At 35.8% G+C, this 24,374-nt stretch carries 27 protein-coding genes; 6 read left to right on the forward strand and 21 right to left on the reverse strand.

What is annotated here, in order from left to right:
* Positions 1–179: 179 nt before the first annotated feature.
* Positions 180–1,061 carry a cupin-like domain-containing protein gene (locus LKL37_RS14770; protein ID WP_431611287.1) on the forward strand — a complete coding sequence of 294 codons (882 nt, stop codon included), beginning with the start codon at positions 180–182 and terminating at the stop codon, positions 1,059–1,061.
* Between the two features lie 58 nt (positions 1,062–1,119).
* Here LKL37_RS14770 and LKL37_RS14775 read toward each other — a convergent pair whose 3' ends face one another.
* From LKL37_RS14775 to LKL37_RS14845, 15 genes are all read right to left on the reverse strand, one after another.
* Positions 1,120–2,844 carry a hypothetical protein gene (locus LKL37_RS14775; protein WP_431611288.1) on the reverse strand — a complete coding sequence of 575 codons (1,725 nt, stop codon included), beginning with the start codon at positions 2,842–2,844 and terminating at the stop codon, positions 1,120–1,122.
* A gap of 123 nt (positions 2,845–2,967) precedes the next feature.
* Positions 2,968–3,696: a metallophosphoesterase family protein gene (locus tag LKL37_RS14780; RefSeq protein ID WP_431611289.1), complete on the reverse strand. Its 729-nt coding sequence runs from the start codon at positions 3,694–3,696 to the stop codon at positions 2,968–2,970.
* 1 nt (position 3,697) lies between these two features.
* Positions 3,698–4,240 (reverse strand): RNA 2'-phosphotransferase, encoded by a 543-nt coding sequence (locus tag LKL37_RS14785; protein ID WP_431611290.1) that lies wholly within the window; start codon positions 4,238–4,240, stop codon positions 3,698–3,700.
* A 10-nt stretch (positions 4,241–4,250) separates the two neighbouring features.
* Positions 4,251–5,192, reverse strand: coding sequence for an ADP-ribosylglycohydrolase family protein (locus LKL37_RS14790; protein WP_431611291.1), 942 nt, complete (start codon positions 5,190–5,192; stop codon positions 4,251–4,253).
* The gene (locus tag LKL37_RS14795) at positions 5,192–5,878 is read right to left on the reverse strand and encodes an SIR2 family NAD-dependent protein deacylase (RefSeq protein ID WP_431611292.1); all 687 of its coding nucleotides are present in this window, start codon (positions 5,876–5,878) and stop codon (positions 5,192–5,194) included. Before LKL37_RS14795 ends, LKL37_RS14790 begins: the two co-directional genes overlap by 1 nt.
* Complete coding sequence (locus LKL37_RS14800) at positions 5,875–6,459, reverse strand: hypothetical protein (RefSeq protein WP_431611293.1); 585 nt, start codon at positions 6,457–6,459, stop codon at positions 5,875–5,877. Before LKL37_RS14800 ends, LKL37_RS14795 begins: the two co-directional genes overlap by 4 nt.
* A 15-nt stretch (positions 6,460–6,474) precedes the next feature.
* The gene (locus tag LKL37_RS14805; protein WP_431611294.1) at positions 6,475–7,110 is read right to left on the reverse strand and encodes a DUF4291 domain-containing protein; all 636 of its coding nucleotides are present in this window, start codon (positions 7,108–7,110) and stop codon (positions 6,475–6,477) included.
* On the reverse strand, positions 7,107–8,339 hold the full coding sequence (locus tag LKL37_RS14810; protein WP_431611295.1) for a TIGR02452 family protein: 1,233 nt from the start codon (positions 8,337–8,339) through the stop codon (positions 7,107–7,109). Before LKL37_RS14810 ends, LKL37_RS14805 begins: the two co-directional genes overlap by 4 nt.
* Positions 8,340–8,351: 12 nt before the next feature.
* The gene (locus LKL37_RS14815) at positions 8,352–8,828 is read right to left on the reverse strand and encodes a macro domain-containing protein (protein WP_431611296.1); all 477 of its coding nucleotides are present in this window, start codon (positions 8,826–8,828) and stop codon (positions 8,352–8,354) included.
* Between the two features lie 69 nt (positions 8,829–8,897).
* Entirely contained in the window at positions 8,898–9,968 is a 1,071-nt protein-coding gene (locus LKL37_RS14820; protein WP_431611297.1) for an adenylosuccinate synthetase, read from the reverse strand.
* Between the two features lie 56 nt (positions 9,969–10,024).
* Positions 10,025–10,879: a hypothetical protein gene (locus LKL37_RS14825; RefSeq protein WP_431611298.1), complete on the reverse strand. Its 855-nt coding sequence runs from the start codon at positions 10,877–10,879 to the stop codon at positions 10,025–10,027.
* A gap of 2 nt (positions 10,880–10,881) precedes the next feature.
* Positions 10,882–11,217: a hypothetical protein gene (locus LKL37_RS14830; protein WP_431611299.1), complete on the reverse strand. Its 336-nt coding sequence runs from the start codon at positions 11,215–11,217 to the stop codon at positions 10,882–10,884.
* A gap of 77 nt (positions 11,218–11,294) precedes the next feature.
* Positions 11,295–11,843: a 2OG-Fe(II) oxygenase gene (locus LKL37_RS14835; RefSeq protein ID WP_431611300.1), complete on the reverse strand. Its 549-nt coding sequence runs from the start codon at positions 11,841–11,843 to the stop codon at positions 11,295–11,297.
* A 28-nt stretch (positions 11,844–11,871) separates the two neighbouring features.
* A complete protein-coding gene (locus LKL37_RS14840; RefSeq protein WP_431611301.1) occupies positions 11,872–12,414 on the reverse strand; it encodes an NADAR family protein in 543 nt (180 codons plus the stop codon).
* A 312-nt stretch (positions 12,415–12,726) separates the two neighbouring features.
* Positions 12,727–13,422 carry an NUDIX hydrolase gene (locus tag LKL37_RS14845; protein ID WP_034694004.1) on the reverse strand — a complete coding sequence of 232 codons (696 nt, stop codon included), beginning with the start codon at positions 13,420–13,422 and terminating at the stop codon, positions 12,727–12,729.
* Between the two features lie 123 nt (positions 13,423–13,545).
* Between LKL37_RS14845 and LKL37_RS14850 the strand changes: the two genes are divergently transcribed.
* Positions 13,546–14,190, forward strand: coding sequence for a DUF1579 domain-containing protein (locus tag LKL37_RS14850; protein ID WP_431611302.1), 645 nt, complete (start codon positions 13,546–13,548; stop codon positions 14,188–14,190).
* A 55-nt stretch (positions 14,191–14,245) separates the two neighbouring features.
* Here LKL37_RS14850 and lepA read toward each other — a convergent pair whose 3' ends face one another.
* The 5 genes from lepA to LKL37_RS14875 all read right to left on the reverse strand — a co-directional run bounded on the left by lepA (position 14,246) and on the right by LKL37_RS14875 (position 18,941).
* Positions 14,246–16,042 carry a translation elongation factor 4 gene (gene lepA, locus LKL37_RS14855; protein WP_209916879.1) on the reverse strand — a complete coding sequence of 599 codons (1,797 nt, stop codon included), beginning with the start codon at positions 16,040–16,042 and terminating at the stop codon, positions 14,246–14,248.
* Between the two features lie 130 nt (positions 16,043–16,172).
* On the reverse strand, positions 16,173–17,210 hold the full coding sequence (locus LKL37_RS14860; protein ID WP_431611303.1) for a hypothetical protein: 1,038 nt from the start codon (positions 17,208–17,210) through the stop codon (positions 16,173–16,175).
* Between the two features lie 97 nt (positions 17,211–17,307).
* Positions 17,308–17,823 (reverse strand): hypothetical protein, encoded by a 516-nt coding sequence (locus LKL37_RS14865; RefSeq protein ID WP_431611304.1) that lies wholly within the window; start codon positions 17,821–17,823, stop codon positions 17,308–17,310.
* Between the two features lie 5 nt (positions 17,824–17,828).
* Positions 17,829–18,311, reverse strand: a complete 483-nt coding sequence (locus LKL37_RS14870; RefSeq protein ID WP_431611305.1) for a hypothetical protein — start codon at positions 18,309–18,311, stop codon at positions 17,829–17,831.
* 78 nt (positions 18,312–18,389) lie between these two features.
* Entirely contained in the window at positions 18,390–18,941 is a 552-nt protein-coding gene (locus LKL37_RS14875) for an RNA polymerase sigma factor (RefSeq protein ID WP_431611306.1), read from the reverse strand.
* 180 nt (positions 18,942–19,121) lie between these two features.
* Here LKL37_RS14875 and LKL37_RS14880 point away from each other — a divergent pair, with 180 nt between their 5' ends.
* From LKL37_RS14880 to LKL37_RS14895, 4 genes are all read left to right on the forward strand, one after another.
* Positions 19,122–19,871, forward strand: a complete 750-nt coding sequence (locus LKL37_RS14880) for a Rossmann-like and DUF2520 domain-containing protein (RefSeq protein ID WP_431611307.1) — start codon at positions 19,122–19,124, stop codon at positions 19,869–19,871.
* Complete coding sequence (locus LKL37_RS14885; protein ID WP_431611308.1) at positions 19,861–20,379, forward strand: KdsC family phosphatase; 519 nt, start codon at positions 19,861–19,863, stop codon at positions 20,377–20,379. Before LKL37_RS14880 ends, LKL37_RS14885 begins: the two co-directional genes overlap by 11 nt.
* Before the next feature lie 8 nt (positions 20,380–20,387).
* Positions 20,388–20,951, forward strand: a complete 564-nt coding sequence (locus tag LKL37_RS14890; RefSeq protein ID WP_431611309.1) for a Maf family protein — start codon at positions 20,388–20,390, stop codon at positions 20,949–20,951.
* A 149-nt stretch (positions 20,952–21,100) separates the two neighbouring features.
* Positions 21,101–23,629, forward strand: coding sequence for a tetratricopeptide repeat protein (locus LKL37_RS14895; RefSeq protein ID WP_431611310.1), 2,529 nt, complete (start codon positions 21,101–21,103; stop codon positions 23,627–23,629).
* Positions 23,630–23,648: 19 nt separating this feature from the next.
* Here the strand turns inward: LKL37_RS14895 and tsaB are convergent, their stop codons facing one another.
* On the reverse strand, positions 23,649–24,329 hold the full coding sequence (gene tsaB, locus LKL37_RS14900; protein WP_431611311.1) for a tRNA (adenosine(37)-N6)-threonylcarbamoyltransferase complex dimerization subunit type 1 TsaB: 681 nt from the start codon (positions 24,327–24,329) through the stop codon (positions 23,649–23,651).
* Positions 24,330–24,374: the final 45 nt, after the last annotated feature.

The following is a 24,374-nucleotide window of genomic DNA, read 5'->3' on the forward strand; positions in this document are numbered from 1 at the left end:
AAATCTGGATGAACATTATCATATTGAGCATGATAAAAGCAATTTTCAGCAAAAGAGAAAATACTAAAATTCTTATTTAGACTAGATAGTAAAATCTGATTTGAATCATAGATTAAAAAAAAATTAAACGCTATTCCATAAATATATATTTAATAATTTTGTAACATAAAATTTATAAAATGGGAATTATTTTAAAGCCTATAGATGTTGTAGAGGACATTTCGAAAGAAGAATTCTACGAAAAATATCTGAAGCCTAGAAGGCCCGTTGTCATCAGAAATATGGCAAAAAACTGGCCGGCTTACCAAAAATGGACGATGGAATATATGAAGGAGGTTGTAGGAGATGTGGAAGTTCCGCTATATGACAGCTCAAAGGCAGATCCTTCTGCTCCCATCAATGCAGCAGCGGCAAAAATGAAGTTTGGAGATTATATAGATCTTATACAGCGAGAGCCTACCGATCTTAGAATATTTCTTTTTGATCCTATCAAATATGCACCCAAGCTTTTGGAAGATTATATTTCTCCAAAAGAATTAATGGGAGGCTTTCTGGATAAATATCCCAATATGTTCTTTGGTGGAAAAGGATCAGTAACGTTCCTTCACTTTGATATTGATATGGCTCATATTTTCCATACTCACTTCAACGGAAGAAAGCATATTCTTCTTTTTGATTATAAATGGAGAGAAAGACTTTATCAAATCCCCTATGCAACATATGCACTGGAGGATTATGATATAGAAAACCCTGACTTTACAAAATTTCCGGCACTGGATGGTGTAGAAGGAATTGAGTGCTATCTTGAGCATGGTGATACTTTATTCATGCCTACAGGATGGTGGCACTGGATGAAATATCTGGACGGAAGTTTCTCTATTTCTTTAAGAGCATGGGACAAATCATGGGCAGTAAAAGCACATTCTTTGTGGAACCTTACGGTACAGCGTAAATTTGACGATATTATGAAGTCCAATTTCAAAAAGAGTTACATGGACTGGAAAGAGAAAATGGCCGTTAAAAGAGCAGAAATGGCCTTGAAGAGAGGCTTACCAAGATAATTAAAAAGACGTTTCAAATGAAACGTCTTTTTTAGTTTATTCACTAAATATCAATAATTTACAACACTCTGTAAACCGGATACTGCCTGAACGTTTTTTCTTCAAAATAAGGAGAATGTTTATATACCCAATCCAATTGTGCCTCTCCATCTTCAGATAATTTTTTATCCGATGCTTTAGCTGCTTCAAAGGCATCTTTCAGTTTTTTGTCTTTTTTCAAGAGTTCTGCAGCCGTATCTTCGAAAATATAGGCGGAATAATATTCTTTCTGAGCGAGAATTCCATCAAAGAAATTCCAGTTGAAAAATGAATCTAATGCTTCAGGTTCAAGGGTTTCTATAATATATTTTACGCCAGGCTGATTGGTAGAAACCAGATAGTCTCCGGCAGTAAATTTTATATTTTTTGAAGAAGTATCAACTGTAGTTTCAAAATGTAGATAATGTCCTTCATATGGGTTTTTAACGGTTTTAAAGTCTTTGATTTTATAGGACTCTACCGCCAGAGTACTGTCTTTCTGTATCGGTTTCATCAGAATTTTATTTCTTTTAAATTCTTCAATCACACGATACTGTGACTGTGGAATTACATAATATTTAGGAATGGTAATATATCCTGTCGGAACAGCTGTTGTAAAAAGTTTTATATTTTTTGTAAAGGGTTTATTTCTGTCATAATACAGTCTTGGTTTCCCTGAAACTTCACTGGGTTTGTATTTTCCTTCATATCCTTTAAAATCCATGGTAGAGAACTTAGTAGAATCTATTTTCCAGCGAATTCCATATTGTTTTCCGGCTTGGTATTGCTTTAAATTTTCTATGCGAAACTGCTTTATTTTCTGGTAATCTTTGTCTAAATTTTGTAGATTGACCAGCATATATTTATAAGTAGCATCTACTCTTTTGTCATAAGGTTTCAGCATATGGGTTTCAGGAACGGTTCCTAAAGAGTTGAAAAGAGAAGTATATCCTGTAGAATACCTTGGAGAGTCTTCAAATGAAGCAAACCCTACTTCGGGAACATCTCCGTGAATGTTGACATAAGGAGTGCTTTCGTAGCCTATTTTCTTCATATCCTCAAGATTTTTAGCCTGATAATCATTATAGAAATAATTTCCAAGGGTATTTCCCAGACGTTCTTTAAAGGTAGAGATATAGGTGAATGTATATTGATAATCTGCTCCGTTGCTGACATGATTGTCTATGAAAACATCTGGTTGTAACCACTGATAGATTTCCTGGAAACTTCGGGCATTTTTAGAATCTGTCTTGATAAAATCTCTGTTCAGGTCATAATTCCTTGCATTTCCCCTGAAACCATACTGTTCCGGACCATTTTGATTGGCTCTGGAATAGGATCCTCTGTTCAGCATTCCGCTTACATTATAAGCTGAAATAGCAGCAATGATAAAATTCTGTGGAGTTTTGATCTTTTTAGTGGCTAGATCTCTCATCAGCATCATCGTAGCATCAATTCCGTCCGGTTCTCCCGGGTGAATGCCATTATTGACGAACAGAATCGCTTTGTCTTTTCTTAATTTATCAAGATCTTTTTCAGGAAAAGGGTTGTAAACCACCACATAAATGGGTTTCCCATTGTCATCTTCCCCTTTTTTAAGATATTGAATGGTATTGAAGTTCTTAGCTAAATCCTGATAGTAGCTGTTCATTTCATCGTAGGTAACGGTCTGGTTCCCATTCCCTTTTTCAAAAGGGGTCTGAAATGATTTCTGAGCCAAAAACAAAGTAGAACTCAGGGTGAATAAAAGATATTTCAGTTTCATTGAAGTCATATTTTCAGACTTTAAAATTAATCATCTTTTGTGAAAGGGCGAATAAGCGAAATTGTTTTTAAAATAAAAACCTCACAGATTTTGAAACTCTGTGAGGTTTATTTCTCTCGTTTTTTAATTTCTTCCATTTTCATAGGGGTACAAGGATGGAAGCGGATCGCTTTGCCAGAATTGTTTGGAGTCAACATCCATGATGGATAAAGATCCGGTATAAGCTGCTCCGGTATCCATGTTCCAGATATTGGCTTTATTGGCTGGTATCTTAATTCCAATATCAAGAGTGGGCGTATGCCCGATGAATATTTCTTTATATAGAAGCAGTCTTTTAGGATATAACTCTGAATTCTTATTCAGCTTTTTATCCATTGCTACAGCGGTTTCCCAGAGCGTTCTGTCCCACCGGTAATTGCTGGAATAAACTTCTTTTTCCGGCCCGTGCATGGAGGCATATCCTGCATGAATAAACAGCCTTTTCTGATCATCAATATGATAATTTTTCATCCTTTGAAAGAATTCCAGATGAATATCCAGGTCTTCCAGAATGTAGTCTGCATAGCTTTCTACTGTTTTCTGTCCACCATTAAAAAGCCATACATCCGGTTTTTGTCCCAATGCCAACCAGTCTTCGCACCATGCATCATGATTTCCTTTGATGAAAATACATTTTTGTTTTTCGGAAAGTTCGATTAAGAACTGTATGATTTGTGAAGACTCACTCCAGCCGTCTACGTAATCTCCGAGAAAAATCAGTTGATCATTTTCTGTCACGCTTGCTCTTTCAAGAACCTGTTTTAAAGCTTTAAATCCTCCGTGAATGTCTCCTATAACTAATGTTCTGCTCATGTTACTTTGAAATATATTTTGCATCTACAAAATCTGTGAGCCAAACACCGTTTGCAGATTGGTAGAAAGATAAACCTTCCTGATGCATTGTTCCGGTTCTGATGGTCAAAACCACAGGTTTGCCGTGTCTCACTCCGACCTTTGTAGCAGTCTCTTTATCAGCACTTAAGTGTACATGCTGGCGTGTTCTTTTTTCAATTCCTTTTTCTAAAATGGAAGAGATATTTCTTTCTGCTGTTCCGTGGTAAAGAAATTCAGGAGGCTGTTTTGCTTCCAAATCCAGATCCACATCAATAGAATGTCCCTGACTTGCCCTGATCATGGTTTTATCTTCGTTAAAAGCAAAACGCTTCTTATTGTTGGTTTCTACCACCTCATCCAATTCTTCGGGAGTAAAATATATTTTTCTTTTGGCTGATTTCCCTCTCAGCTCTTCTACATCTGCCCAACCGTTTTCATCCAGCTTAAGGTCTATGCTTTCCGGCTGATGCCGTAAGATCAGGCTTAAAAATTTACTTATTTTTTTCTTCTCTATTTCGTTCATGGTTTGTTTTTTAGTTCATTAATTTTTGGTGCAGTTTCTCACATAGTTCTTCAATATCATCTTTCCTCGCCAGTTCAGCAATCCATTCTTGTGGAATACCTTCATATCCGTAATAAATTCCTGCAATTCCTCCGGTGATGGCTCCTGTGGTATCTGTGTCTTCTCCCAAATTTACTGCTTTTAAAACAGCTTCAGAATAGCTTTCGGAGTTCAGAAAACACCATAGAGAAGCTTCCAGGCTGTGGAGAACATATCCGCCACTCTTGATTTCATCTTCAGGATATTGGGAAACATCATTTTTTAGAATTCTTCTGAAAAGCTCAATCTCATTTGGATTAAATCCCTGTTCTTCAGAATAATCTAATGCAATTTTTTGTGTATAAGCATATGCTTCTCTTTTGCTCTTCCCTTTCAACAATTGAATAGTAAAAATAACATAGATGAAACAGGCAAAAACAGAACGGAAATGCCCGTGAGTTATTGCTGAGACTTCTTTTACTGTCAGATAGAGTTTCTGAATATCATTTTCATTTTCAAGATAAAAAGCAAGGGGAAGAATTCTCATTAAAGAACCATTCCCGTTGTCTTCTTCAAAAATATTTCCTGAAAACTTAGCACTTTCACCTTTGATTAATCTTGCCAGAGCATGTCTTGTAGTTCCTCCGATATCGAAAAGCCTTCCATGGGCAGTCCAGTGACCATATTTATTCCACTTCACAAAACTTTGTCCAATGTTTTCCAGATCATAGCCTTTGGTAAGCTCTTCAGCGAGACAAAGTGTAAGAGAGCTGTCATCACTCCACGTTCCTTTGGGCTGATTCCAGGACATGTATTCCAGCATTTTTGTTACCGGAGAACGTTTTAAGTCTTCTCTTTTTTTAAATTCCACCGGAACTCCAAGTGCATCTCCAATACACACACCCATAATTCCCGCTTTTACTTTGTTTTCCATCAGGCTAAATTGACTAATTTATCAAACAATAATTTCATCCCTTGAGTGGCTGTTTCTTTCATTACAACGGCTCTCTGTCCGTATCCAAATCCTGTTTCATTAGGATTGATGACGATTAAAAGACAATCATCTTTGATGTCATGAATCAGTCCGGCAGCCGGATATACCTGCAAAGAAGTTCCGATTACCAGCAGAATATCCGCTTCTTTTACAATTTCTTTTGCTTTTTGATATAAAGGAACATCTTCTCCAAACCAAACGATAAAAGGTCTTAGTTGCGCCCCATCCTCTGCTTTGTCACCGATATTGATATCCTCTTTCTGTTCATAAATCAGGCTTTTATTATTACAAGAACATGACTTGAACAATTCTCCATGAATGTGAAGGATATTGGTAGATCCTGCTCTTTCGTGAAGATCATCTATATTTTGGGTAACAATCTGAACTTCAAAATGCTTTTCCAACTCTGCCAATAATTGATGAGCCTCGTTAGGTTGTACTTCATGCAGCTGGCGTCTTCTCTGGTTGTAAAATTCCAGGACTAAAGCTCTGTCTTTTCTCCATCCTTCCGGACTTGCCACATCCGTTACATTATGATTTTCCCAAAGACCGTCTCCGTCTCTGAAGGTTTTTATTCCGCTTTCGGCGCTGATTCCTGCGCCGCTTAATATGGTTAGTTTTTTCATGGGTTTTTAATTTTTTCTATTAAAACTTGGACTGCAACAATAAGCAGCACGATGATAATAAAAGGTGCCAATAGGATCCCTAAAAAGATATTTCCTATTTTTTCAAGTAGTTTTGGTCCAAATTTCTTTTTCGTTCTATCATTAATAAAATCTACAAAATTTTCTTTATTTGTAAGCTCTTTAGCATATCCCTGCCAGTCATAATTTGTGATAAAGTCTCCGAAAACATAAAGATCAGGAGATTTAGGATCTGATAAATTAAAAAAATAAAAGATTTCAAAATCCCGACAAACAAGAGGTTCGTAATCATTATTATACTGAAAACAAAAAAGACTTTCTGTACTTAACAAGTCGTTTTTCTTCAAAGCCTCTTTTAATTGTCTCTGGTATTTTTTCAGCTTTACAATATCATATTCTACAGGAAAGACATTTGATCTTTTCCCTGCATTCTGAAGATAATAAATATAGTTTTCAGGAAACCGCAGATTCAATTCTTTCTGAAGAAAAGTAATTTCCTCATTTGTCAATCCTACATTCGGATCTTCAGGTTGATCTACGAATCTGAAATTATATTTTTTCACTTTTTAAAAATTCTTTTATCTTAAGTTGAGTTTTTTATTTAAAACCTCATCATCAAATAATAGCGGCTTTTCTTCAGGAACTATCAGATTATCTAGATCATCATTCAATACAAACTGATATTGTTCTGCCACAAAATCAGAAATATTTTCAATCAGAAGAATATCATCCTTAGCAAAAGTCCGAATAAATTCATTCCGTAAACCAATCTGTATGGCTCTTCGTTCCAGTTTATTTCCAAAAGGATCATGATCCGGATCCCACTGCAGCCTCACTGAAGATTCTTTTATCTGCTTCTGCCACTCATCTCTGGAGATCCCAAAACCTTTATTGTAAGAAGAATATACCGCATTTTCCAGATATTTTATGAAAGCATCTTTCTTTAAATGAATAGCCAAAACACTTTCCTGACCTTCTTTTCTACCCCATCCATTTCTGTACATCATCCAAAGAAAATTTGGCTTTATCCACGTCATTCTTTCGAGGCTGAAACCTCCGCCAAAGAATTGATTTTTAACTGCAAATTCTCCAATTTCTTTTCTATAAGACTGATACACTATAATTTTCTCATCATCATATTGAGCCATGATGTGATATCCTTGCTCAGGCCAATCCTGCAGTTGTTCTTTATATTTTTTTAATTTGATTTTCATTGTATTTCTTCAAACGGCTTCAGCATTTCTTCTTTTTTCGTAAGCACGGCGAAAACCACTCTTTTAAATTTATTTTTATATTTCCCCTGGATATATTTTCTGAATAATCCTGCAATTTCTTTTGGGTCATTTTTGAAAACACCACATCCCCAAGCGCCTAAAATCAAGACTTCATTTCCCTGCTGTAGAGCCAGTGAAAGCATTTTATCCATTCTAAGATCCATTGCATCGAGAATTTCATGTGCTCTTTCCGGTTCCTGACGTTTTACCACGCCTGCATTGACTGCCGGAGATGTAATGAAATTACACAGAACAGGTTTAGAAAGCAGTTCTCCCTTATCTTTCCTGAAAACGGGAACTTTGGGACTATAAATCATGGTATCAGTATAAAAACAGGATTCCATTGCCCGGTGAATCGTGTAATAATCCCATGCCTGAAGTAAGCTTTCATATAAACCTGAAGTTCTTGCCAGACTCTCTTCCTGTGCTTCTGCTCCGTTGATAAATCCTCCACCCGGATTTTTTGCTGATGCAAAGTTCAGGCACATGATCTTTTCCTGATTTTCTTCTTCGGCTAATCGTAAAATTGCTTTTAAAGAGCTGCATTTCCATGTTTCAATTTTTGTTTCAAAACTGGCTTCCGGCATCGGAGATTCTTTTATTTTAGAAAGTTGTTCCGGAGTAAAAAGGAAGGTTTCTTTTTTACTGATTTCCAGTTCATTTTCTATATTTATTTTTTCGTTGTTTTCGTTTATATAATATTTTTTGGCGAGGATATCCAAGGTATCTTTTGCCATTCCTTTATTTGTCATAGTTAGTTTTTTAATGTTCAACATCAGTTCTTCCAGTTCAGTATTTGCAGCTTTTTCAAAATGATCTCCTATAAATACTTGGGTTACTTTGATATTTCCTACAATTGCTTTATTAAAACTATCTAGTTCTTCTGACGGAACCCATAGCTCATTGTGGTTTCTTGCTCCTACATTCTGAGCAGGATATTGATCTGCCATTTCTTCCAATACATCAAACTGGGTTACAAAACCAAGATAGTTTCCAGCTACGTCTCTGGTATTCCATTTTTCTGCAATCTCAGAAGCATATTCTTGGTTAAGAACTGGATAAAAAATGGGCTGCCAATCGAGTCTTGGAGGAAATTTTTTAAATCCACTTTCTAAGATTAGAATCATTTCCTTTTCTCCTACTGGTCTATATAATGTTGTTGTTTTCATGGTTTTCATTTTTTATTCAAAATCATACACATACACATACACTTCCACATCATTTGCAAGCAATGTTCTTTCAATTAAGGGCTCTATTTCATCCCATTTTCCTCCTGCTAATCCACATCCGATTCTCGGCATATGTACTGAAGCCTTTTGCTGTGAAGCTTCATGAGTGAGTTTCAATAAACAATCTTCCACTGCATCATATCTTATTGGTGGAACATCTGAATGTGTAATAATCTTATGCTGAGCAATCATATTGCAGACCCAAATATCCTCTTCCGTCTGAACTAGTTGGATTTCTCCAAGGTTAAAATGTTCTTTAGTTTTAAACCACTCTCTGTATCCTTTTTCTGGCTGTTTCCATCTTTTTGAAATGGCAGTTACAAAACCTTTTCCCCAACCTCCAATATTATTACAGATATGAGCAATTATTTTATTCCCTTCAGCATCAGGACGGGTAGCATCACCCTTTATATAGTGTATTGTTTTCATGGTTATTATTTTCTATCATTAAATATAAAAGTAATGCTTTTATTCTATGCCTGATTTCTTCTTTTGAAATTAAAAAATCTGTTTAAAATCTCTTGAATATGGAGAATAAGATCCGTAAACAGCATTAAATTCAACATCCAGATTTTCTAATTTAAATTGTTCATCAATCTGATCTAAACAGGTAATGACAAGATTCTTTTTAGTTGGAAATACATACGCTCCATCAAGCTTTAAGGCATAGTTCAGCAGTTTGTAATCTATCTCTCCGGTTCTTAATTCCTTCTGATATTCATTAAATGTACAGGTTTCTTCTTCATTATTTCTCAGATTCATTTCTTTTTCATTGCTCATCCAGCCGCTTCCGTGGCGGGTTGAGTAGCTTCTGGTCACATAATACATTTCAATGTCTTCAATTTTTAAAAGCTTACAGATTTCGCAGGCATTTTTTGAAGTGGTATGCGCATAGGTCACATTGGGAAAAACGCCGTGATCCATATCGAGTAAAATACCCTGGCTTCCTTCAAAAATAAGGTGGTCGAACGAAGTCAGGTAGTTATAATCATTTATTTTCCAGTCAATGGCTTCAATGGCATCTAAGAAAGGTTTTAAAAGTACATTGATCTCATTTTCATCCACAAAACCATAGTAATAAGCAATTCCTTTCAACTTTTCTATCAGCATCTCTTTGGGTGCTATGAGGTCTATGGCAAATAGTTTATAAGGACTTTCGTTTCTTTTCATGGTTGCTCCCACTCCTTTTCCGCAGGTTCCGTGTTCCAGATTGCGGGTATTTGTTCTGTTTTGCCATACATCAAAAGGAGTTGTCACTTTAGCCAATGGATGAATATGCAGTTCTGTATTTCCATCTTTTGCTTTTAATTCTTCCCTCTCATTGAGCAGAAAAACCGGATGTATGGTACAATGCTCGGTGAAGTAAGAAGGCAGGCCGCGAAATGCACCGCTCGCAAAACTGGAATGTACATGCTTTCTTTCATCAATCATAACGGTGTGTGCTGCCTGCTGTCCTCCTGAAAATCTAATCACAACAGCCTCCGGATTCTGAGAAGCCAGAAAATCTGTGGTAATTCCTTTTCCTTCATCACCAAAACCAAGTCCTATTACTATTTGTGCCTTTTTCATGTCCTTTTATTTTTTAATCCTTAATCACAACAATTTCCAGTGATAATTCCAGATTTCTAAAGCATTTGAAACTGATCTAAACCTCCTGTTTCTATTGTTCCGAAACTTTGATTTTTAAACTTATCACAAATGATTCCTTTGATAACGTTTGGAATTTCTCTGTGATCTTTTATGGATACACAGTTTTGTCCTAATAATTCTTTCCAACCTTTATCTGCTCTCAATGCCTGATCGGAATGCAAAACACTGATATGGTACACTTCATATTTTTTCTTTGCTTCTTCCAGCAATTCAAAATGGGTATAAGTTTGCTGTCCTTTTCCCATAATTTCTCTGATTGCAGAGGCAGAAAGCGTTTTTAAACAAGGTTCATCACCTACGGTAAACAGCAATCCTTTTTGTCCCCTTTTTTCAAATGCATCCGTTCTGGTGTGAAATGCTGCAAAATACCACGCCAAAAGATAGCTTTCACCCGCGTTTCCACCACCTCCGGACTCAATATAAGTTCTAGTAAGCCACATATCCAGTTCTTCATCTCCTGACTCGAATTGTCCCACCTGAAGCGGATAACCATCACATTCATGATCTCCAATTCCAAGGAATAATAAAGCTGGATCTGGAACACCTCCCTGGATAATTCCACCCATTAATTTGGGTAATCCATCTCTGATCAGTTCGTGGGGAATATGTCCCATGCTTCCGGTAACATCCAATCCTAAAATAATAGGAACTGAATGAGGATGAATTTCTGAATCTCTGGATTCTCTGAAAGAAATTCCGTGAGGATTCATAGATTCATGAGCCATTCTTTTGGCATTCTGGGTGAAAATTTCTCCCGCGGATTTTGTTCCGTAACCTGCTTTGCTTGCTCTGTCATAACGAGCGTCTAAATCGTATCTTGTACTTCCCATGACTACATTTTTTTTCCAAATAAATATTCAAATCTCTTTTGAGTCACTTCGAGCTGAATATTCAGATTTCTGATTGTTAATGATAATTCCATATCTTTCTGAACGAATGCCTCCGGATTAAAATCCGCAAAAGTCAGACTGTTTCTGTCTAAAGGACTGATATCAATAAGCCCTTCCTGTTCGCGCTCGAGTTTTTTAATTTTTAATTCGATATCTTCCACTCGGCGTCTGTAAATCAATTCGGAATCTCCTCCGATGATCTTTGCTCTATCTTCTCTGATCTGATCATTATTTCTTTGTAATGATTCGATAAATCTGGGTTTTAACTCATCTTCCATGATCAAATATTTTTATTTGTGTTAATATTACGCTAATTAAACAAGACATAGTAATGCCTTTCTTTTATATGGATGATTTATACTTTTGAATACATGACGTCTGTTCTCAAAACATATTTCAATCCACTAATCAGGGTTTTTCCTTCATGTCTTAAAGGATGATGAAAAATAAGTGCTGTTCCTTTCTTTGGAGCTACTGTAAACAGGTTTTCAAATTCTGTTTCTCCACCTTCAAAATCATCATTCAGATAAATCATAAAAGTGTAGAAACTTTTCTCTTTCTCATTTCTGATATAGCTTCCATCTCTGTGCATTTTAAATTGTTGTCCGGGAGCATATTTATAAACCCTGAGCATTTCATTAAAGTTAAGAAGTTGATATCCATCGTGTTCCTGAGGCAGAAATACTGCAGCCTTGTTGAAAAGCTCTTCAGCCAGTGTAGTATCGAAAATCATCAGCCGGTCATTATTTCTGATCCCTTTATTCATCTGCTGGCGTCCGAATACATTGATTTTTGCTTCTTCAAAAACTTTTTCCTCTGAAAGACTGATATAATGATCACATTCCATTTCATTCAGAAAATCTTCAATCAGAAATATCTGTGGGTGCAATTCTGTTTTTTCCATAATACTATTCTGTGTCTGGTTTGTGTTTTTACCTTCTTAATTCATCCCTTACCTCCATCAAAGCAAATCCTAAAAGGTTTTCTCCGTTCCATAATAAAGGGTTTTCTGCTCTGTTATCTGTTTCCAGCATCCCGATTCCCCAGATTCTATCATAGGGACTTGCCTCCACCAGAACTTTATCTCCGGTTGATAAAAGAAAATCTTTAAATTTTTGATTTTGAGAGAATTTTAAAAGATTTCCCTGAGTTACAATCTGATATTTATGCTCATCCCAAAGTATTGGATTAAAGTTTTTTACTTTTCTACCAAGCGCTTTTGCCTGATTGGGAGTATTTGCACTTAAGATTTCCTTTTCTGTTTCAGGATCATTAAATAATCTGGCTTTTCCTGCCATCATATAATGTTCTGCAGTCTTATAAGTAATCCCGTTTTCTTCAAAACTTCCCGGAAACCATTGGCTGAAACATGATTTGGTAACCATATCTTTTGCCGTATGTCCCCAGAAAAAAAGAAACTTAATCCTTTCTTTTTTCTGAAATCGTTCTGTAATATTCTGTAGGGTGTATTTCATGATTGCGTTATTTTGACACAAATTTAAAAGAATATCATTTTATTAACCAAATTTATTTGCGTTAATTTTACGCTAATAAATATAAACAACTGATTACCAGTTATAAAAATTTAGTTCTATTAAACATTAAAGACACAAATTTTGATCACAAATAACACTAATTTTTAATATGTTTTGGCTAAAGCCGATGGAATTTGTCCATAAAAAACGGGCTAAAGCCCGTTCCTATTGAATATATTCTGCTATTTTTTGCTTCAAGATATTTGTGAAAGTTAGTGCCAAATTATTCGTGAAATGTGTGTTTAAAAAAATCTATTTAATTTCAAAATAAAAGCCTTGCTCTTCTAGCTCTTTATATTTTTCTTTATTAAATGTAAAAAGCTTTCCAGGTCTGCCACTGCCTTCTTTTTTAACGTTATTGGTTTCGTTAAGAAGACCATAGCTCATGATTTTCTTACGGAAGTTTCTTCTATCAATTTCCTGTCCGACAATAGTTTTATAGAGATTTTCAAGGTCTGAAAAAGGGAATTCTTCATTGAGAAGATTGAAACCGATCGGCTGGTACTGAATTTTCGTACGAAGTCTTTTTAGGGCAGTCTCAATGATTGTTTTATGATCAAAAGCTACTGAAGGAAGTTTATTAATACTGAACCACTGCGCATCTTCAGCATCTGAATCAGCAAACAGTTCATGATAAGAAGGGTTCACAAGCCCCAGATAGGCCACAGAAACCACTCTGTTTCTTGGATCGCGGCCCAGATTACCAAAAGTATACAGTTGCTCCAAAAAATCAGGCTTTATGCCGGCTTCTTCATAAAGTTCTCTTTTTACGGCATCATCTACACTTTCATCATCAAGAACAAGTCCTCCAGGAAGTGCCCAACCTCCTTTAAAAGGTTCAATATTTCTTTTAATCAGAAGGATCTGAAGATCTTTTTTATCAAAATATCCGAAAATAACGGCATCTACAGCCACTTTTATATCCTGTAATTTTTTTGGAGACTCCATAAATTGATTTGCGTTACGAATACACAAAGTTACGATTTATGCCTGTATTAAAAAATAATTTTGATTATAATAAAAGTTCTTATCTTTAAGTTATCATTATAAACATCTTAAAACTAAACAATTATGAAAAATTTATTAACAATTCTTTCTGCAGCTTTTTTATTAATAGCTTGTGAAAAAGGAAAAACAACAGCTGCTGCTGGTTCTGATAAAACAGATTCTACAGCTTCAAATTCTGAGTGGAAACCTGTAGATTCAGCAACGGCTATGAAAGACTGGATGGCATACTCAACTCCGGGGGAAATGCAAAAAATGCTTGCAAAATCTGATGGAACATGGAACGGAGAAACTTCCATGTGGATGGAAAATGGAGCAAAACCTATGATCAGTAAATCCGAAGCTACCAATAAAATGATGTTTGGCGGACGTTATCAGATCACTAATCACAAAGGTGACTTTATGGGAATGCCTTTTGAGGGGATGAGCATCGTAGGATACGATAATTCAAAGAAGAAATTTGTCAGTACATGGATTGACAATATGGGAACCGGAATCATGCATAGTGAAGGTGACTGGAATGCTTCCACAAAATCGGTTGAATTTAAAGGAAAAATGACAGATCCTTCAAGACCTGGCAAAGATTGTGATTTCAGAGAAGTATTCACGTTTGTGGATGATAATACTCAAAAACTGGAAATGTATGGCCCTGATTCCAAGACGGGAAAAGAGTATAAAACAATGGAAATAAAATATACCCGTAAAAAATAAATCAATAAAAAAACCGCTTCTGATGAAGCGGTTTTGTTTTATAATGAATTATAAATTAATCATTTAGCTTTAATACAGCCATGAACGCTGATTGCGGTACTTCTACTCTACCGATCTGCTTCATTTTCTTCTTACCTTCTTTCTGCTTTTCCAATAGCTTACGCTTTCTGGAAATATCTCCTCCGTAACATTTTGCGGTAACGTCTTTTCTTAGGGCTTTAATAGTCTCTCTTGCGATAACTTTTGTTCCTAATGCAGCCTGAACAGCAATATCAAACTGTTGTCTAGGGATCAGCTCACGAAGCTTTTCACACATTCTTTTACCGATGTAATAAGCATTAGAATCGTGAATCAGTGAAGATAACGCATCTACCATATCACCATTGATCAGGATATCCATTTTTACAAGTTTGGAAGCTCTGAATCCGATTGGGTGGTAATCAAATGAAGCATATCCTTTAGAGATTGATTTTAGCCTGTCATAGAAGTCGAATACAACCTCAGCAAGCGGCATATTGAAAATTAATTCAACTCTTTCAGATGTCAGATAACTCTGGTTAACGATTTCCCCTCTCTTTTCGATACATAAAGTCATTACCGCTCCTACGAAATCAGATTTTGTAATGATTGAAGCCTTAATGAAAGGTTCTTCTACTCTGTCCATCGTTGAAGGATCCATCATTTCAGATGGGTTGTTGATCAAAATAGGAACTTCAGGTTCTTTTTTAGTATAACCAAAATAAGAAACGTTCGGTACTGTTGTGATCACGTTCATATTGAACTCTCTGTCAAGACGTTCCTGAACAATTTCCATGTGAAGCATTCCTAAGAATCCGCAACGGAAACCAAAACCAAGAGCTGCAGAACTTTCCGGCTCGAAAACCAGAGAAGCATCATTCAGTCTTAATTTTTCAAGAGAGAATCTTAATTCTTCAAAATCTTCAGAATCAATTGGGTAAATCCCGGCAAATACCATTGGTTTTACTTCCTCAAATCCATCAATAGGCCCATCAGCCGGCTTTTCAAAAGAAGTGATGGTATCTCCTACTTTTACTTCACGGGCATCTTTAATTCCGGAAACAAGATATCCTACATCTCCACACTGGATAGTCTTCTTCGGAACCTGCTTCAGTTTCAGAGTACCTACTTCATCAGCTCCGTATTCTTTTCCTGTAGCGAAGAATTTGATCTTTTCATTTTTAGTAATACTTCCGTTCACTATTTTGAAATAAGCTTCAATTCCTCTGAAAGGGTTGTAAACAGAGTCAAAAATCAAAGCCTGAAGCGGACCATCAGGATTTCCAACTGGTGCAGGAATTCTTTCAACAATCTGCTCCAAAAGATGGTGAACCCCCTCTCCTGTTTTTCCTGAAACTCTTAATACATCTTCATATTCGCATCCAATCAGATTCATAATCTCATCGGTTACTTCTTCAGGATTTGCAGATGGAAGGTCAATTTTATTCAAAATCGGAATGATCGTCAAATCATTTTCTAATGCCAGATACAGGTTACTGATGGTTTGTGCCTGAATACTTTGTGCAGCATCCACGATAAGAAGAGCACCTTCACAGGCAGCAATAGAACGGGAAACTTCATAAGAAAAGTCAACGTGTCCCGGGGTATCAATAAGGTTTAAGATATATTTTTCTCCTTTATACTCATAATCCATCTGGATCGCGTGCGACTTGATTGTAATCCCACGTTCTTTCTCCAAATCCATATCATCAAGCGTCTGAGACTGCAATTCTCTTTGGGTAACGGTATTCGTGTACTCCAATAGACGGTCTGCCAGGGTACTTTTACCGTGGTCGATATGAGCGATTATGCAAAAATTTCGTATGTTTTTCATTTAAGAATCTTGTAATTTGCAAAGATAAAAAAAAGCGAGAGATTATTGTCTTTCATTATCTTATTGTATCAATTTATTTATTTTCCGGCAAGAAATACTTTATTTTCCAGCCAATAAATCTTTAAACGTTTTATTTTTCAAAAACATATCCTCCTGTCAAAGAATCAAGATAGACATTAGACTCCATGGTAGATCTGAATCCAACACCCTGAACTGCTCCTGCATTGGCATCGGACGAAGAATCAATTGCAGCACCAATTAATGCTCCTACTAATCCTCCAGCTACTGCTCCTACAAATAATCCTCCGGTTTGGGATGCTGCAAAAAGATTAGTTCTGGAAGAATAGATGTAAAACCCTTTAGCATCTTTATTCATTTCGTCAAACCCTACTGGTGTCGTTTTATATGCCTTTCCATTTTCTACATAACAGTACATTTTATAAAGAGAAGCTTCAAGGTCATTATAGATGAGCTGTACCACTTTTCCTTTTTTGTTCTTTTTTAAAGAATAATCCGGATCAGGTTCCTGGTTATGAAATTTCTGAAAACTAGTGTAAACTCCATCTTTAAGAGCCTCATTATTAAATGCTTTATACCCTTTATTTAAATATTCTTCATATCTATTGATTTCACTTTCAGGGATAAAATACCCGGGAGTAATATTCGGATAATAGGAAGCCTTTATAAATTGAGCGAATATTTCAGCAATCTCGCCGGCCAGGAATATAGAAGGGTGTACTGTTATATTCGGGTTTGAAACAATCACATTATTGTATCTCCCAATAAAGTAATACTTATCATTTCTTTTAATAAAACTTGAAAGTTTAATTCTCACTTTCACATAAGGAAATGTTCTGTTGCTATCCTTTTCTTCATAAATTTTCAGCTCTTCCAGCATCAGAACGATATCATTGTTTCCTAATGTTTTATTATCTTCTTTAAACCAGTTTTCAATAAATCCTTTAAGATCATCATTCGCAAAAGTAAGCTCAACAATGTCTTTTTTATCGTGAATAGCGCCTATATTTTTATCCGGTCTATTATCGATAAAAGTGAGTGATCTTGTAAGCCCCTTTCTGTCTTTGATATTATCTTTAAGCTGTATTATTTCTTTCTTTTGAGCTACGCATAAGGATGAGAGCATAAAGAAGAAAAATAATTTTTTCATTTCTTAATTTTTGGCAAAAATAGAGATTTAGAATAAAAATTAAACGGCTCTCACAGAAAGATCTGTAAGAGCCGTCCAACATTAAAAAAATAAACTATTATGGGTTTTGCTTAGGTTCCGAAGCATTATTATTATTATGTCCGTGAGGGTTTCTTTCATTCATTTTATCTCTCATCATTTTCTCGGAATAAAATAGCTTCAAGACTTTCTGGCAGGGAATTACCTGCTGCATTTTATCTGCATATTTTTTTCTATCTTCTAACAGTTTTTTTCCCAACTCAAAACTTTGTTGTAATTTTAGTTTAGCTTCTTCATCTGATAATGTTTCAGGATCAATGTCAAAATTAAACTGTTTCTTAATTTGTCTCTGGCTTTCCAGATATTCATTGTATAACTGTGTAAATTCAGCTTTATCACTAGGAGCTATATTCAGATTTTCCATAATCATATCATTCCTGAATTTCTTGAGGAGATCTTTTCTCTCTTCCGGAGAAAGATTATTGATGACTTCTTTCCTTTGCTTAGCATCCATTTTTTTCCAGTCATAATCCGTCCTCTGGGCATTTAAGCCAAAGCCGTAAATAATCAAAAACGCAAATAATATCTTTTTCATCTTTTTTAATTATATATATCCAAATAAACGTCCTGAGTTGAATTACTTGCTAACTCTGCAATTTCAGAATTAGAAAAAGAATCCAGGTAATCATTCATTTGTATGTCTTCTTTTTTTGTTACTGTTTTTACCGGTTTTGGTGTCTCTGATATTTTTTCAGTTTCATCTCCGCCTTTAAAAGCATAAACATCTTTATCCGTTTGATTTTCAACCGTTTGATTATTATTTTCAACAGAAGTTAAATCAGATTTTAAAGTTTCATAAGCCTGCTCACTATCTGTCTTTGGTTCTCCGTTATTAGCAGTATATTCTGTTTTAGCACTCAATGTTTTTTCCACAGATTCATTATCTGAATTGAGAACATATGTTGCTCCAAAGATCAAAGCCAGTGATGCCGCTGCTGCATACATCCAATTCAGCTTAAAGACAGGTGCTTTTTTACTTGTCTTTATATCATTCATAACGTTCTCCTGAATATTTTCAAACATATTATCAGGAACTGTGTAAATGTTTTTACGCTCTAGTTTTTCTATGTCGAACTCTTTCATCTCTGTTGGGTCAAAAAATTATCTTTCGTAATTTTCTTTAATATAATCTTCTATTTTCTGTTTGGCATAATGATAATTTGTTTTCAGAGTGCCTACCGACATATCTACAATTTTTGATATCTCTTCGTAGGGCAAATCATCATAATACCTCATCGTAAATACCAGTTTCTGCTTTTCGGGCAGACTCTGTATAGCGTTCTGCAGTAAAATCTGTATTTCTTCAGCATCTCCTCCTGCATTATCGGCAACAAGATTCTGCATATGATACTCCGGATCTTCATCAGTTTTCTGCATTTTCTTCATTTTGTTGACCTGCTGTAGTGCTTCGTTGGTAGCTATTCTGTACAACCAGGTATACAACTGGCTATCATTTTTGAACTGATGAAAATTCTGATATGCTTTAATAAAAGTCTCCTGCAAGGTATCTTGTGCAAGATCTCCGTCCACAATAATTCTTCTTATGTGCCAATACAATCTGCTTTGATAGGCATCCATCAAGGCCCGGACTCCCTTATCCTGGGTCCGTGGATTCTGCATCAACGCAATAATCTCCGCGTCCTTAATCTTCATAAGATGCTTTCACTGTTTTGGATTACAAAAATAACTGAAAGTTAAATTAAAAATTCAATTTTCAGATTAAAAATTAAAATAATATGAGACAGTTACGCAATAAACGTGCCTGTATTCAGGTATCCTATTTCAGAAATCATCTTCCTTTTCCCTCTCAGCTTAAAATCTTATATTTGTTATATGCAAATTGTAATAATCGGTTCCGGAAATGTTGCCTATCATATGGCAAAAGCTTTCACTTTGAAAAGCATTCCCCTGGCCCAGATTTTTGGCAGGAACGAAAAAGAATTAAGTAAAATTTCTGAAGAATTAAAAATTCCTTATTCCATAGATCATCTGGAAGAGGCAGATCTTTATATCATCTGTGTAAGTGATAATTCTGTGGAAGAAGTTTCGAAGATCATTACCAAAAAAGACAGTTTGGTAGCCCATACATCGGGATCCCTTCCAAAAGAAGCGCTTTCCGGTGAATACAGGAAATCCAGCTTATACCCTTTACAGACTTTTTCAAAATCCAAAGAACTGGAATATGAAAAAATTCCGTTTTTTGTAGAGGCAGAGAATAAAGAAGATCAGAAAATATTACTTGATCTCGCTTCCCAAATTTCAGAAAAGGTTATGGAAAGCAGCCATGAAAAAAGAAAATATATTCATCTGACTGCTGTTTTTGCCTGTAATTTTGTGAACCATCTTTTTTCAAGGGCTAAAGAAATTTCAGATTCCCAGGATATTCCTTTTGATTATTTTTTACCCCTGATTGATGAAACGGTGCAGAAAATTCATGAAATTGAACCTAAACTGGCACAAACCGGACCTGCAGTGAGAAATGATGTACGGATCTTACAACTGCATGAAGAGTTATTAAAAGACGAAAGTCTCGAAATTTATAAAACAATGAATCATTCTATTCAGAAAATGTATGAGTTATAAAGAGAAATTAAAAGATATTAAGGCATTTGTATTTGATGTAGACGGAGTTTTCACAGACGGAAGTGTTTATCTTCTTCCGGGAGGAAATATGTGCAGGGTAATGAATGTTCTGGATGGCTATGCAGTAGTAAAAGCATTAAAAAATAATTATCTGATAGGTGTTATTACAGGAGGAAATGATGAAATGGTAAAACACAGAATCAACTATTTGGGTATCAAAGATTATTATCCGAAATCTCACAATAAAATTGAGGATTTTGAGGATTTTAAGAAGAAATACAATCTTAAAAATGAAGAAATTCTGACTATGGGAGATGATCTTCCGGATATTCATATTATGGAAAGTTCGGCTATTGCAGCATGTCCTGAAAATGCAGTTCCTGAAGTAAAAGGTATTTCCGATTATATTTCTCCGAAAAAAGGAGGAACAGGTGCAGTACGTGATGTGATAGAACAGGTGATGAAAGTTCAGGGGAACTGGCATGACGATAATACTCAATCTGTATAATTAACGGTATGAAATTACTTTTAGCATCACAATCGCCAAGAAGAAAAGAACTTCTGTCTAGCCTTGGTTTTGAATTTGAAGTTGTGAAAATAGACTGTGAGGAAATTCTTCCGGAAAATATCAAGATAGAGGAAGCAGCTGCTTATCTTTCTGATCTAAAAGCAGATGCTTTTAGAATCCTTGAAGCAGATGAAGTTCTTTTAACTGCTGATACTGTAGTGGCTGTTGATGATCAGATTCTTGGAAAACCTAAAGATGAAGATGATGCCTTTAAAATGCTTCGCAGTCTTTCGGGGAGAACGCATCAGGTTTATACCGGAATTACCATCAAAACCGCAAATAAAATTTTTACAGAAACTGATGTAGCCGATGTCACCCTTGATGAGCTTTCGGATGAGGAAATAAACTATTACATTCAACATTATAAACCTTTCGATAAAGCGGGCAGCTATGGTATTCAGGAATGGCTTGGAATGGCAAAAATCACCAAGCTTACGGGAAGTTTTTATACCATTATGGGACTTCCTACCCACCTTGTTTACAAAATATTGAAAGAAACCTCTCTGATTTAATCAATTATTGAAGTTACAAATATCAGATAAAGAAGAAATAAAATATTTCCGCAAGAAATATAAATATTATTCATTATAAAATTTTATTATTTTTACAAAATCATCAAACAGCTGATAATAAATAGAAGATTAGCGAGTTATATTGAATAATGAAAAAGAATATATTATTCCTTTTAGTCATTTGTCTTGTTGCTTCCTGTGCTACGAAAACAAAGAAGCCGGAGCAGCGATCAAAACTATTGAAAGGATTTTCCACATACTACAACACTCTTTTTAATGCTAAAGACGCATTGAACAGTGAGTTTACGACCAGAGACAAAGGGCATAAAGACAATTTTTATGCACCTTATATTTCCATTCTGACCTATGAAGACCAGCCTTTAGGAAGTGATCTTGGACAGTCAGAAGCTTTTGCCGAAAATTCTATGAAGATGGCTGAAGTAGCCAACAGACCTTCTGGAAGAGGTGATTCCGGGGCTCCTACCCGGCCTGGCGGACCTTCTGGAAATGGCCCTGCAAGACCCGATGGCGAACAAGGCAAAGGAGCAACTACGCTTGAAATTGCGGAAGCAAAAGCTTTAAAAGCAATTAATAAATATTCTGTAACCAGAAACGGTGAAGAAAAAAACAAGACCATTTTTGATGCTTATATGATCCTTGCCCAGGCAAGAATTTATCGTGGTAAATCACTGGAAGCACTGGATGCTCTTAATTATGTTTTCACCCACATGAAAGATGATAAGAGAATTCCACTGGCAAGAATTTATCAGGGTCTCGCTTATGATAAAATTAAAGATTATCACAGAGCTCATGAGACTTTTGCCAAGCTTAAGGGAGAAGATATCAATAAAAGTTATGCAAAACTGCTGAGCATTTATTATTCTGAATCTCTGCTTGACGCAGGTAAAAAAGAAGAAGCGGCAAAAGAGCTTGATGATGCTTTCGAGCTGAACGGCAATAGAAAGTTAAAGAGCAGAATTGCTTATTTGAGAGGACAGGTTCTTGAAAACCTGGGTCAGAATGATAAAGCAAGAGAAAGCTACACAGCAGCTTATAAATATGCTAATGATTTTGAATTTGAAGTAAAATCCCAAATCGCTATTGCCAAAACTTTTAATGGTAAAGGAGACTATGCAGGAGCAAAGAACTATCTGGAAGGCATCAGTAAGAAAGGAACTTACGGATCCAGAAAGAATGAATTTTATTACGCTTTGGGTTTAATGGCCAACAAAGCCGGAAAAAAAGATGAAGCCCAGCAGTTCTTCAGAAAATCTCTGTTTGAAAAGGTTTCTGATCCTCAAATCCGTGGATTGGCTTATTACGAAATTGGAAAAAGCTATCTGGAAAAGAATGATTATATCGGTGCAGGAAGCTATTATGATTCTGCACTTGCCGTAATGACATATGAGCCTTCAAAAATCTTATTAAAAGACCAATCCGAATACATTAAAAAGATTTCCAAAAACTACTATCTGATCAAAAAGAATGACAGTATTCTTTCTTTAGCCAAGATGGATAATACGCAGAAAACAGATTATTTTACAAAATATATTGCCAAACTAAAGATTAAAGAAGAAAAAGAAGAACTGGAAAGAAAACGTGCTGAAAGGAGCAAAGGATTTGATACAGGAGATTATGGTGCCAATTCTATTTTTGCCAACGGTTCTGCCAATGCTTTTGAAGATTTTGGAGTGACTACAAAATCATTTTACTTCAGCAATACCGGAACAGTAAGTAAAGGTACATCTACGTTTAAGCAAGTATGGGGAGACCGTGCACTTGCTGATAACTGGCGTTATTCGAAGAAAATGGCTTCTATTGAGGATATGAAAAATGAGGCATTGGGGGTAACTTCTGCTCCTAACCCAAGACGTTTTGAACCGGATTATTATATTGAACAGATTCCTACAGATCAGGGTAAATTATCTCAGTTAAAAAAAGACAGAGACACCGCTTCTTTAGGCTTGGGAATCATGTATCAGAACTATTTTACCAACACTCCCCTAGCTACCAAAACGCTGTACGACCTTGTAGATGTAAAACCGGAAGAGAAAGTAATGCTTCAGGCATTATATGAGATTTTTGCCATGAATTATGAAAAAAATCCACAGGCATCTGAAAAAGCAAAACAAATTCTATTAACGGATTATCCATATACTTCTTATGCTGAGTTTGCCAGAAATCCTAAAAACAAAACTTTCGTAAAATCAACAGAAGAAGTTGAAAATGAATATAAAAAGGCCTATGCCCTGTTTGAATCTGAAAAATTTGCAGAAAGTAAGGATATCATAGATCAGACTATTCAGAAGTTCCCTAAAGATGCACTGGTTCCTAAATTATATCTGCTCAATGCTTTCAATGCAGGAAAATCCAGTGGAAAAGAAGTCATGATTCTGCAGCTTGAACAGATTGCCCTGAATTATTCTAAAACTGCCGAAGGCGTTAGAGCTAAAGAAATGCTGAATTACCTGAAAAGTGACCTCAGCTTCCAGGCAACGGATACTAAAGGAAATCCTGTCCCGCAACAGCCTGATAGACCTAATGGAACAGGTATTCCACAAATGAACAACGGAAAAGTACAGAAACTGGAAGACATCACAGAACCTGCTCCACAGCAAAAAGACAAAAAACCAAACGACAACAAGCCAGCATCTAAGTCTCCACCGAGACCACAATAAAATAAAAAAAAGCGAAGAGTTATTCTTCGCTTTTCTTTTTCTTTACTCCATGGAAATCTTTGAGATAAAAAGGCTCAAAATAAGCCATATCTTCAAATTCCCTGTTTTCTATTTTTTCCAGTGTTTTCCTGATAAGATATTGAGAAGAAGGATAAACATTCTCATTAAAAACGGCATCAGGGAGATTCAGTATTTCTTTTGCCTTCTTGGCACCATCGCCTACAAATAATACTTTTTTATCTCTGAATTCTTCAAAAGAAGTTTCATCCAGTATTTTTGCTTCAGTTGGCAACACTTCTTTACCCGTATGAGCGTCATAAACGGCCGTATACACCTCCATTCTCCTAGCATCAACTAATGGCACTACAAAATCATAGTTACTGCCTAAAAAAGGCTCTATCATGCTTTCAAGAGAATTTACAGCAACAAGAGGAACTTTAAGTCCATAACAAAATCCTTTTGCTGAAGCAGCACCGATTCTTAAACCTGTATAAGATCCGGGTCCTTTTCCTAAAGAGACCGCTTCGATTTCTTTAAGTGAAATCCCTGCTCCTTCCAATGCCCATTCCACATAGGTATGAAGGCTTTCAGACTGCTTATAGTTTTCAGAAACTTCTTCGCATACGCACAATAGTTTTTCATTGTCTGATACAGCTACCGAACAGTTCTTGGAAGAGGTTTCCAGATATAGAATTTTCATTTTTTTGTTTTAAGCTAAACTGCAACATTGCAAAAGGCAAAATTG

This window comes from Chryseobacterium sp. 'Rf worker isolate 10' (genome assembly GCF_050753305.1).
GTDB lineage: Bacteria > Bacteroidota > Bacteroidia > Flavobacteriales > Weeksellaceae > Chryseobacterium.

Coding starts and splice junctions, on each gene's coding strand:
- LKL37_RS14860 (WP_431611303.1), bottom strand. CDS start 17,210: ATGAAAAAATTATTTTTCTTCTTTATGCTCTCATCCTTATGCGTAGCT.
- LKL37_RS14880 (WP_431611307.1), top strand. CDS start 19,122: ATGCAAATTGTAATAATCGGTTCCGGAAATGTTGCCTATCATATGGCA.
- LKL37_RS14795 (WP_431611292.1), bottom strand. CDS start 5,878: ATGAAAAAACTAACCATATTAAGCGGCGCAGGAATCAGCGCCGAAAGC.
- LKL37_RS14850 (WP_431611302.1), top strand. CDS start 13,546: ATGAAAAATTTATTAACAATTCTTTCTGCAGCTTTTTTATTAATAGCT.
- LKL37_RS14770 (WP_431611287.1), top strand. CDS start 180: ATGGGAATTATTTTAAAGCCTATAGATGTTGTAGAGGACATTTCGAAA.
- LKL37_RS14790 (WP_431611291.1), bottom strand. CDS start 5,192: ATGGAAAACAAAGTAAAAGCGGGAATTATGGGTGTGTGTATTGGAGAT.
- LKL37_RS14895 (WP_431611310.1), top strand. CDS start 21,101: ATGAAAAAGAATATATTATTCCTTTTAGTCATTTGTCTTGTTGCTTCC.
- LKL37_RS14785 (WP_431611290.1), bottom strand. CDS start 4,240: ATGAACGAAATAGAGAAGAAAAAAATAAGTAAATTTTTAAGCCTGATC.
- LKL37_RS14890 (WP_431611309.1), top strand. CDS start 20,388: ATGAAATTACTTTTAGCATCACAATCGCCAAGAAGAAAAGAACTTCTG.
- LKL37_RS14870 (WP_431611305.1), bottom strand. CDS start 18,311: ATGTTTGAAAATATTCAGGAGAACGTTATGAATGATATAAAGACAAGT.
- LKL37_RS14810 (WP_431611295.1), bottom strand. CDS start 8,339: ATGAAAACAACAACATTATATAGACCAGTAGGAGAAAAGGAAATGATT.
- LKL37_RS14815 (WP_431611296.1), bottom strand. CDS start 8,828: ATGAAAACAATACACTATATAAAGGGTGATGCTACCCGTCCTGATGCT.
- LKL37_RS14885 (WP_431611308.1), top strand. CDS start 19,861: ATGAGTTATAAAGAGAAATTAAAAGATATTAAGGCATTTGTATTTGAT.
- LKL37_RS14820 (WP_431611297.1), bottom strand. CDS start 9,968: ATGAAAAAGGCACAAATAGTAATAGGACTTGGTTTTGGTGATGAAGGA.
- LKL37_RS14775 (WP_431611288.1), bottom strand. CDS start 2,844: ATGAAACTGAAATATCTTTTATTCACCCTGAGTTCTACTTTGTTTTTG.
- LKL37_RS14865 (WP_431611304.1), bottom strand. CDS start 17,823: ATGAAAAAGATATTATTTGCGTTTTTGATTATTTACGGCTTTGGCTTA.
- tsaB (WP_431611311.1), bottom strand. CDS start 24,329: ATGAAAATTCTATATCTGGAAACCTCTTCCAAGAACTGTTCGGTAGCT.
- LKL37_RS14780 (WP_431611289.1), bottom strand. CDS start 3,696: ATGAGCAGAACATTAGTTATAGGAGACATTCACGGAGGATTTAAAGCT.
- LKL37_RS14840 (WP_431611301.1), bottom strand. CDS start 12,414: ATGAAATACACCCTACAGAATATTACAGAACGATTTCAGAAAAAAGAA.
- lepA (WP_209916879.1), bottom strand. CDS start 16,042: ATGAAAAACATACGAAATTTTTGCATAATCGCTCATATCGACCACGGT.
- LKL37_RS14845 (WP_034694004.1), bottom strand. CDS start 13,422: ATGGAGTCTCCAAAAAAATTACAGGATATAAAAGTGGCTGTAGATGCC.
- LKL37_RS14830 (WP_431611299.1), bottom strand. CDS start 11,217: ATGGAAGATGAGTTAAAACCCAGATTTATCGAATCATTACAAAGAAAT.
- LKL37_RS14835 (WP_431611300.1), bottom strand. CDS start 11,843: ATGGAAAAAACAGAATTGCACCCACAGATATTTCTGATTGAAGATTTT.
- LKL37_RS14805 (WP_431611294.1), bottom strand. CDS start 7,110: ATGAAAATCAAATTAAAAAAATATAAAGAACAACTGCAGGATTGGCCT.
- LKL37_RS14875 (WP_431611306.1), bottom strand. CDS start 18,941: ATGAAGATTAAGGACGCGGAGATTATTGCGTTGATGCAGAATCCACGG.
- LKL37_RS14825 (WP_431611298.1), bottom strand. CDS start 10,879: ATGGGAAGTACAAGATACGATTTAGACGCTCGTTATGACAGAGCAAGC.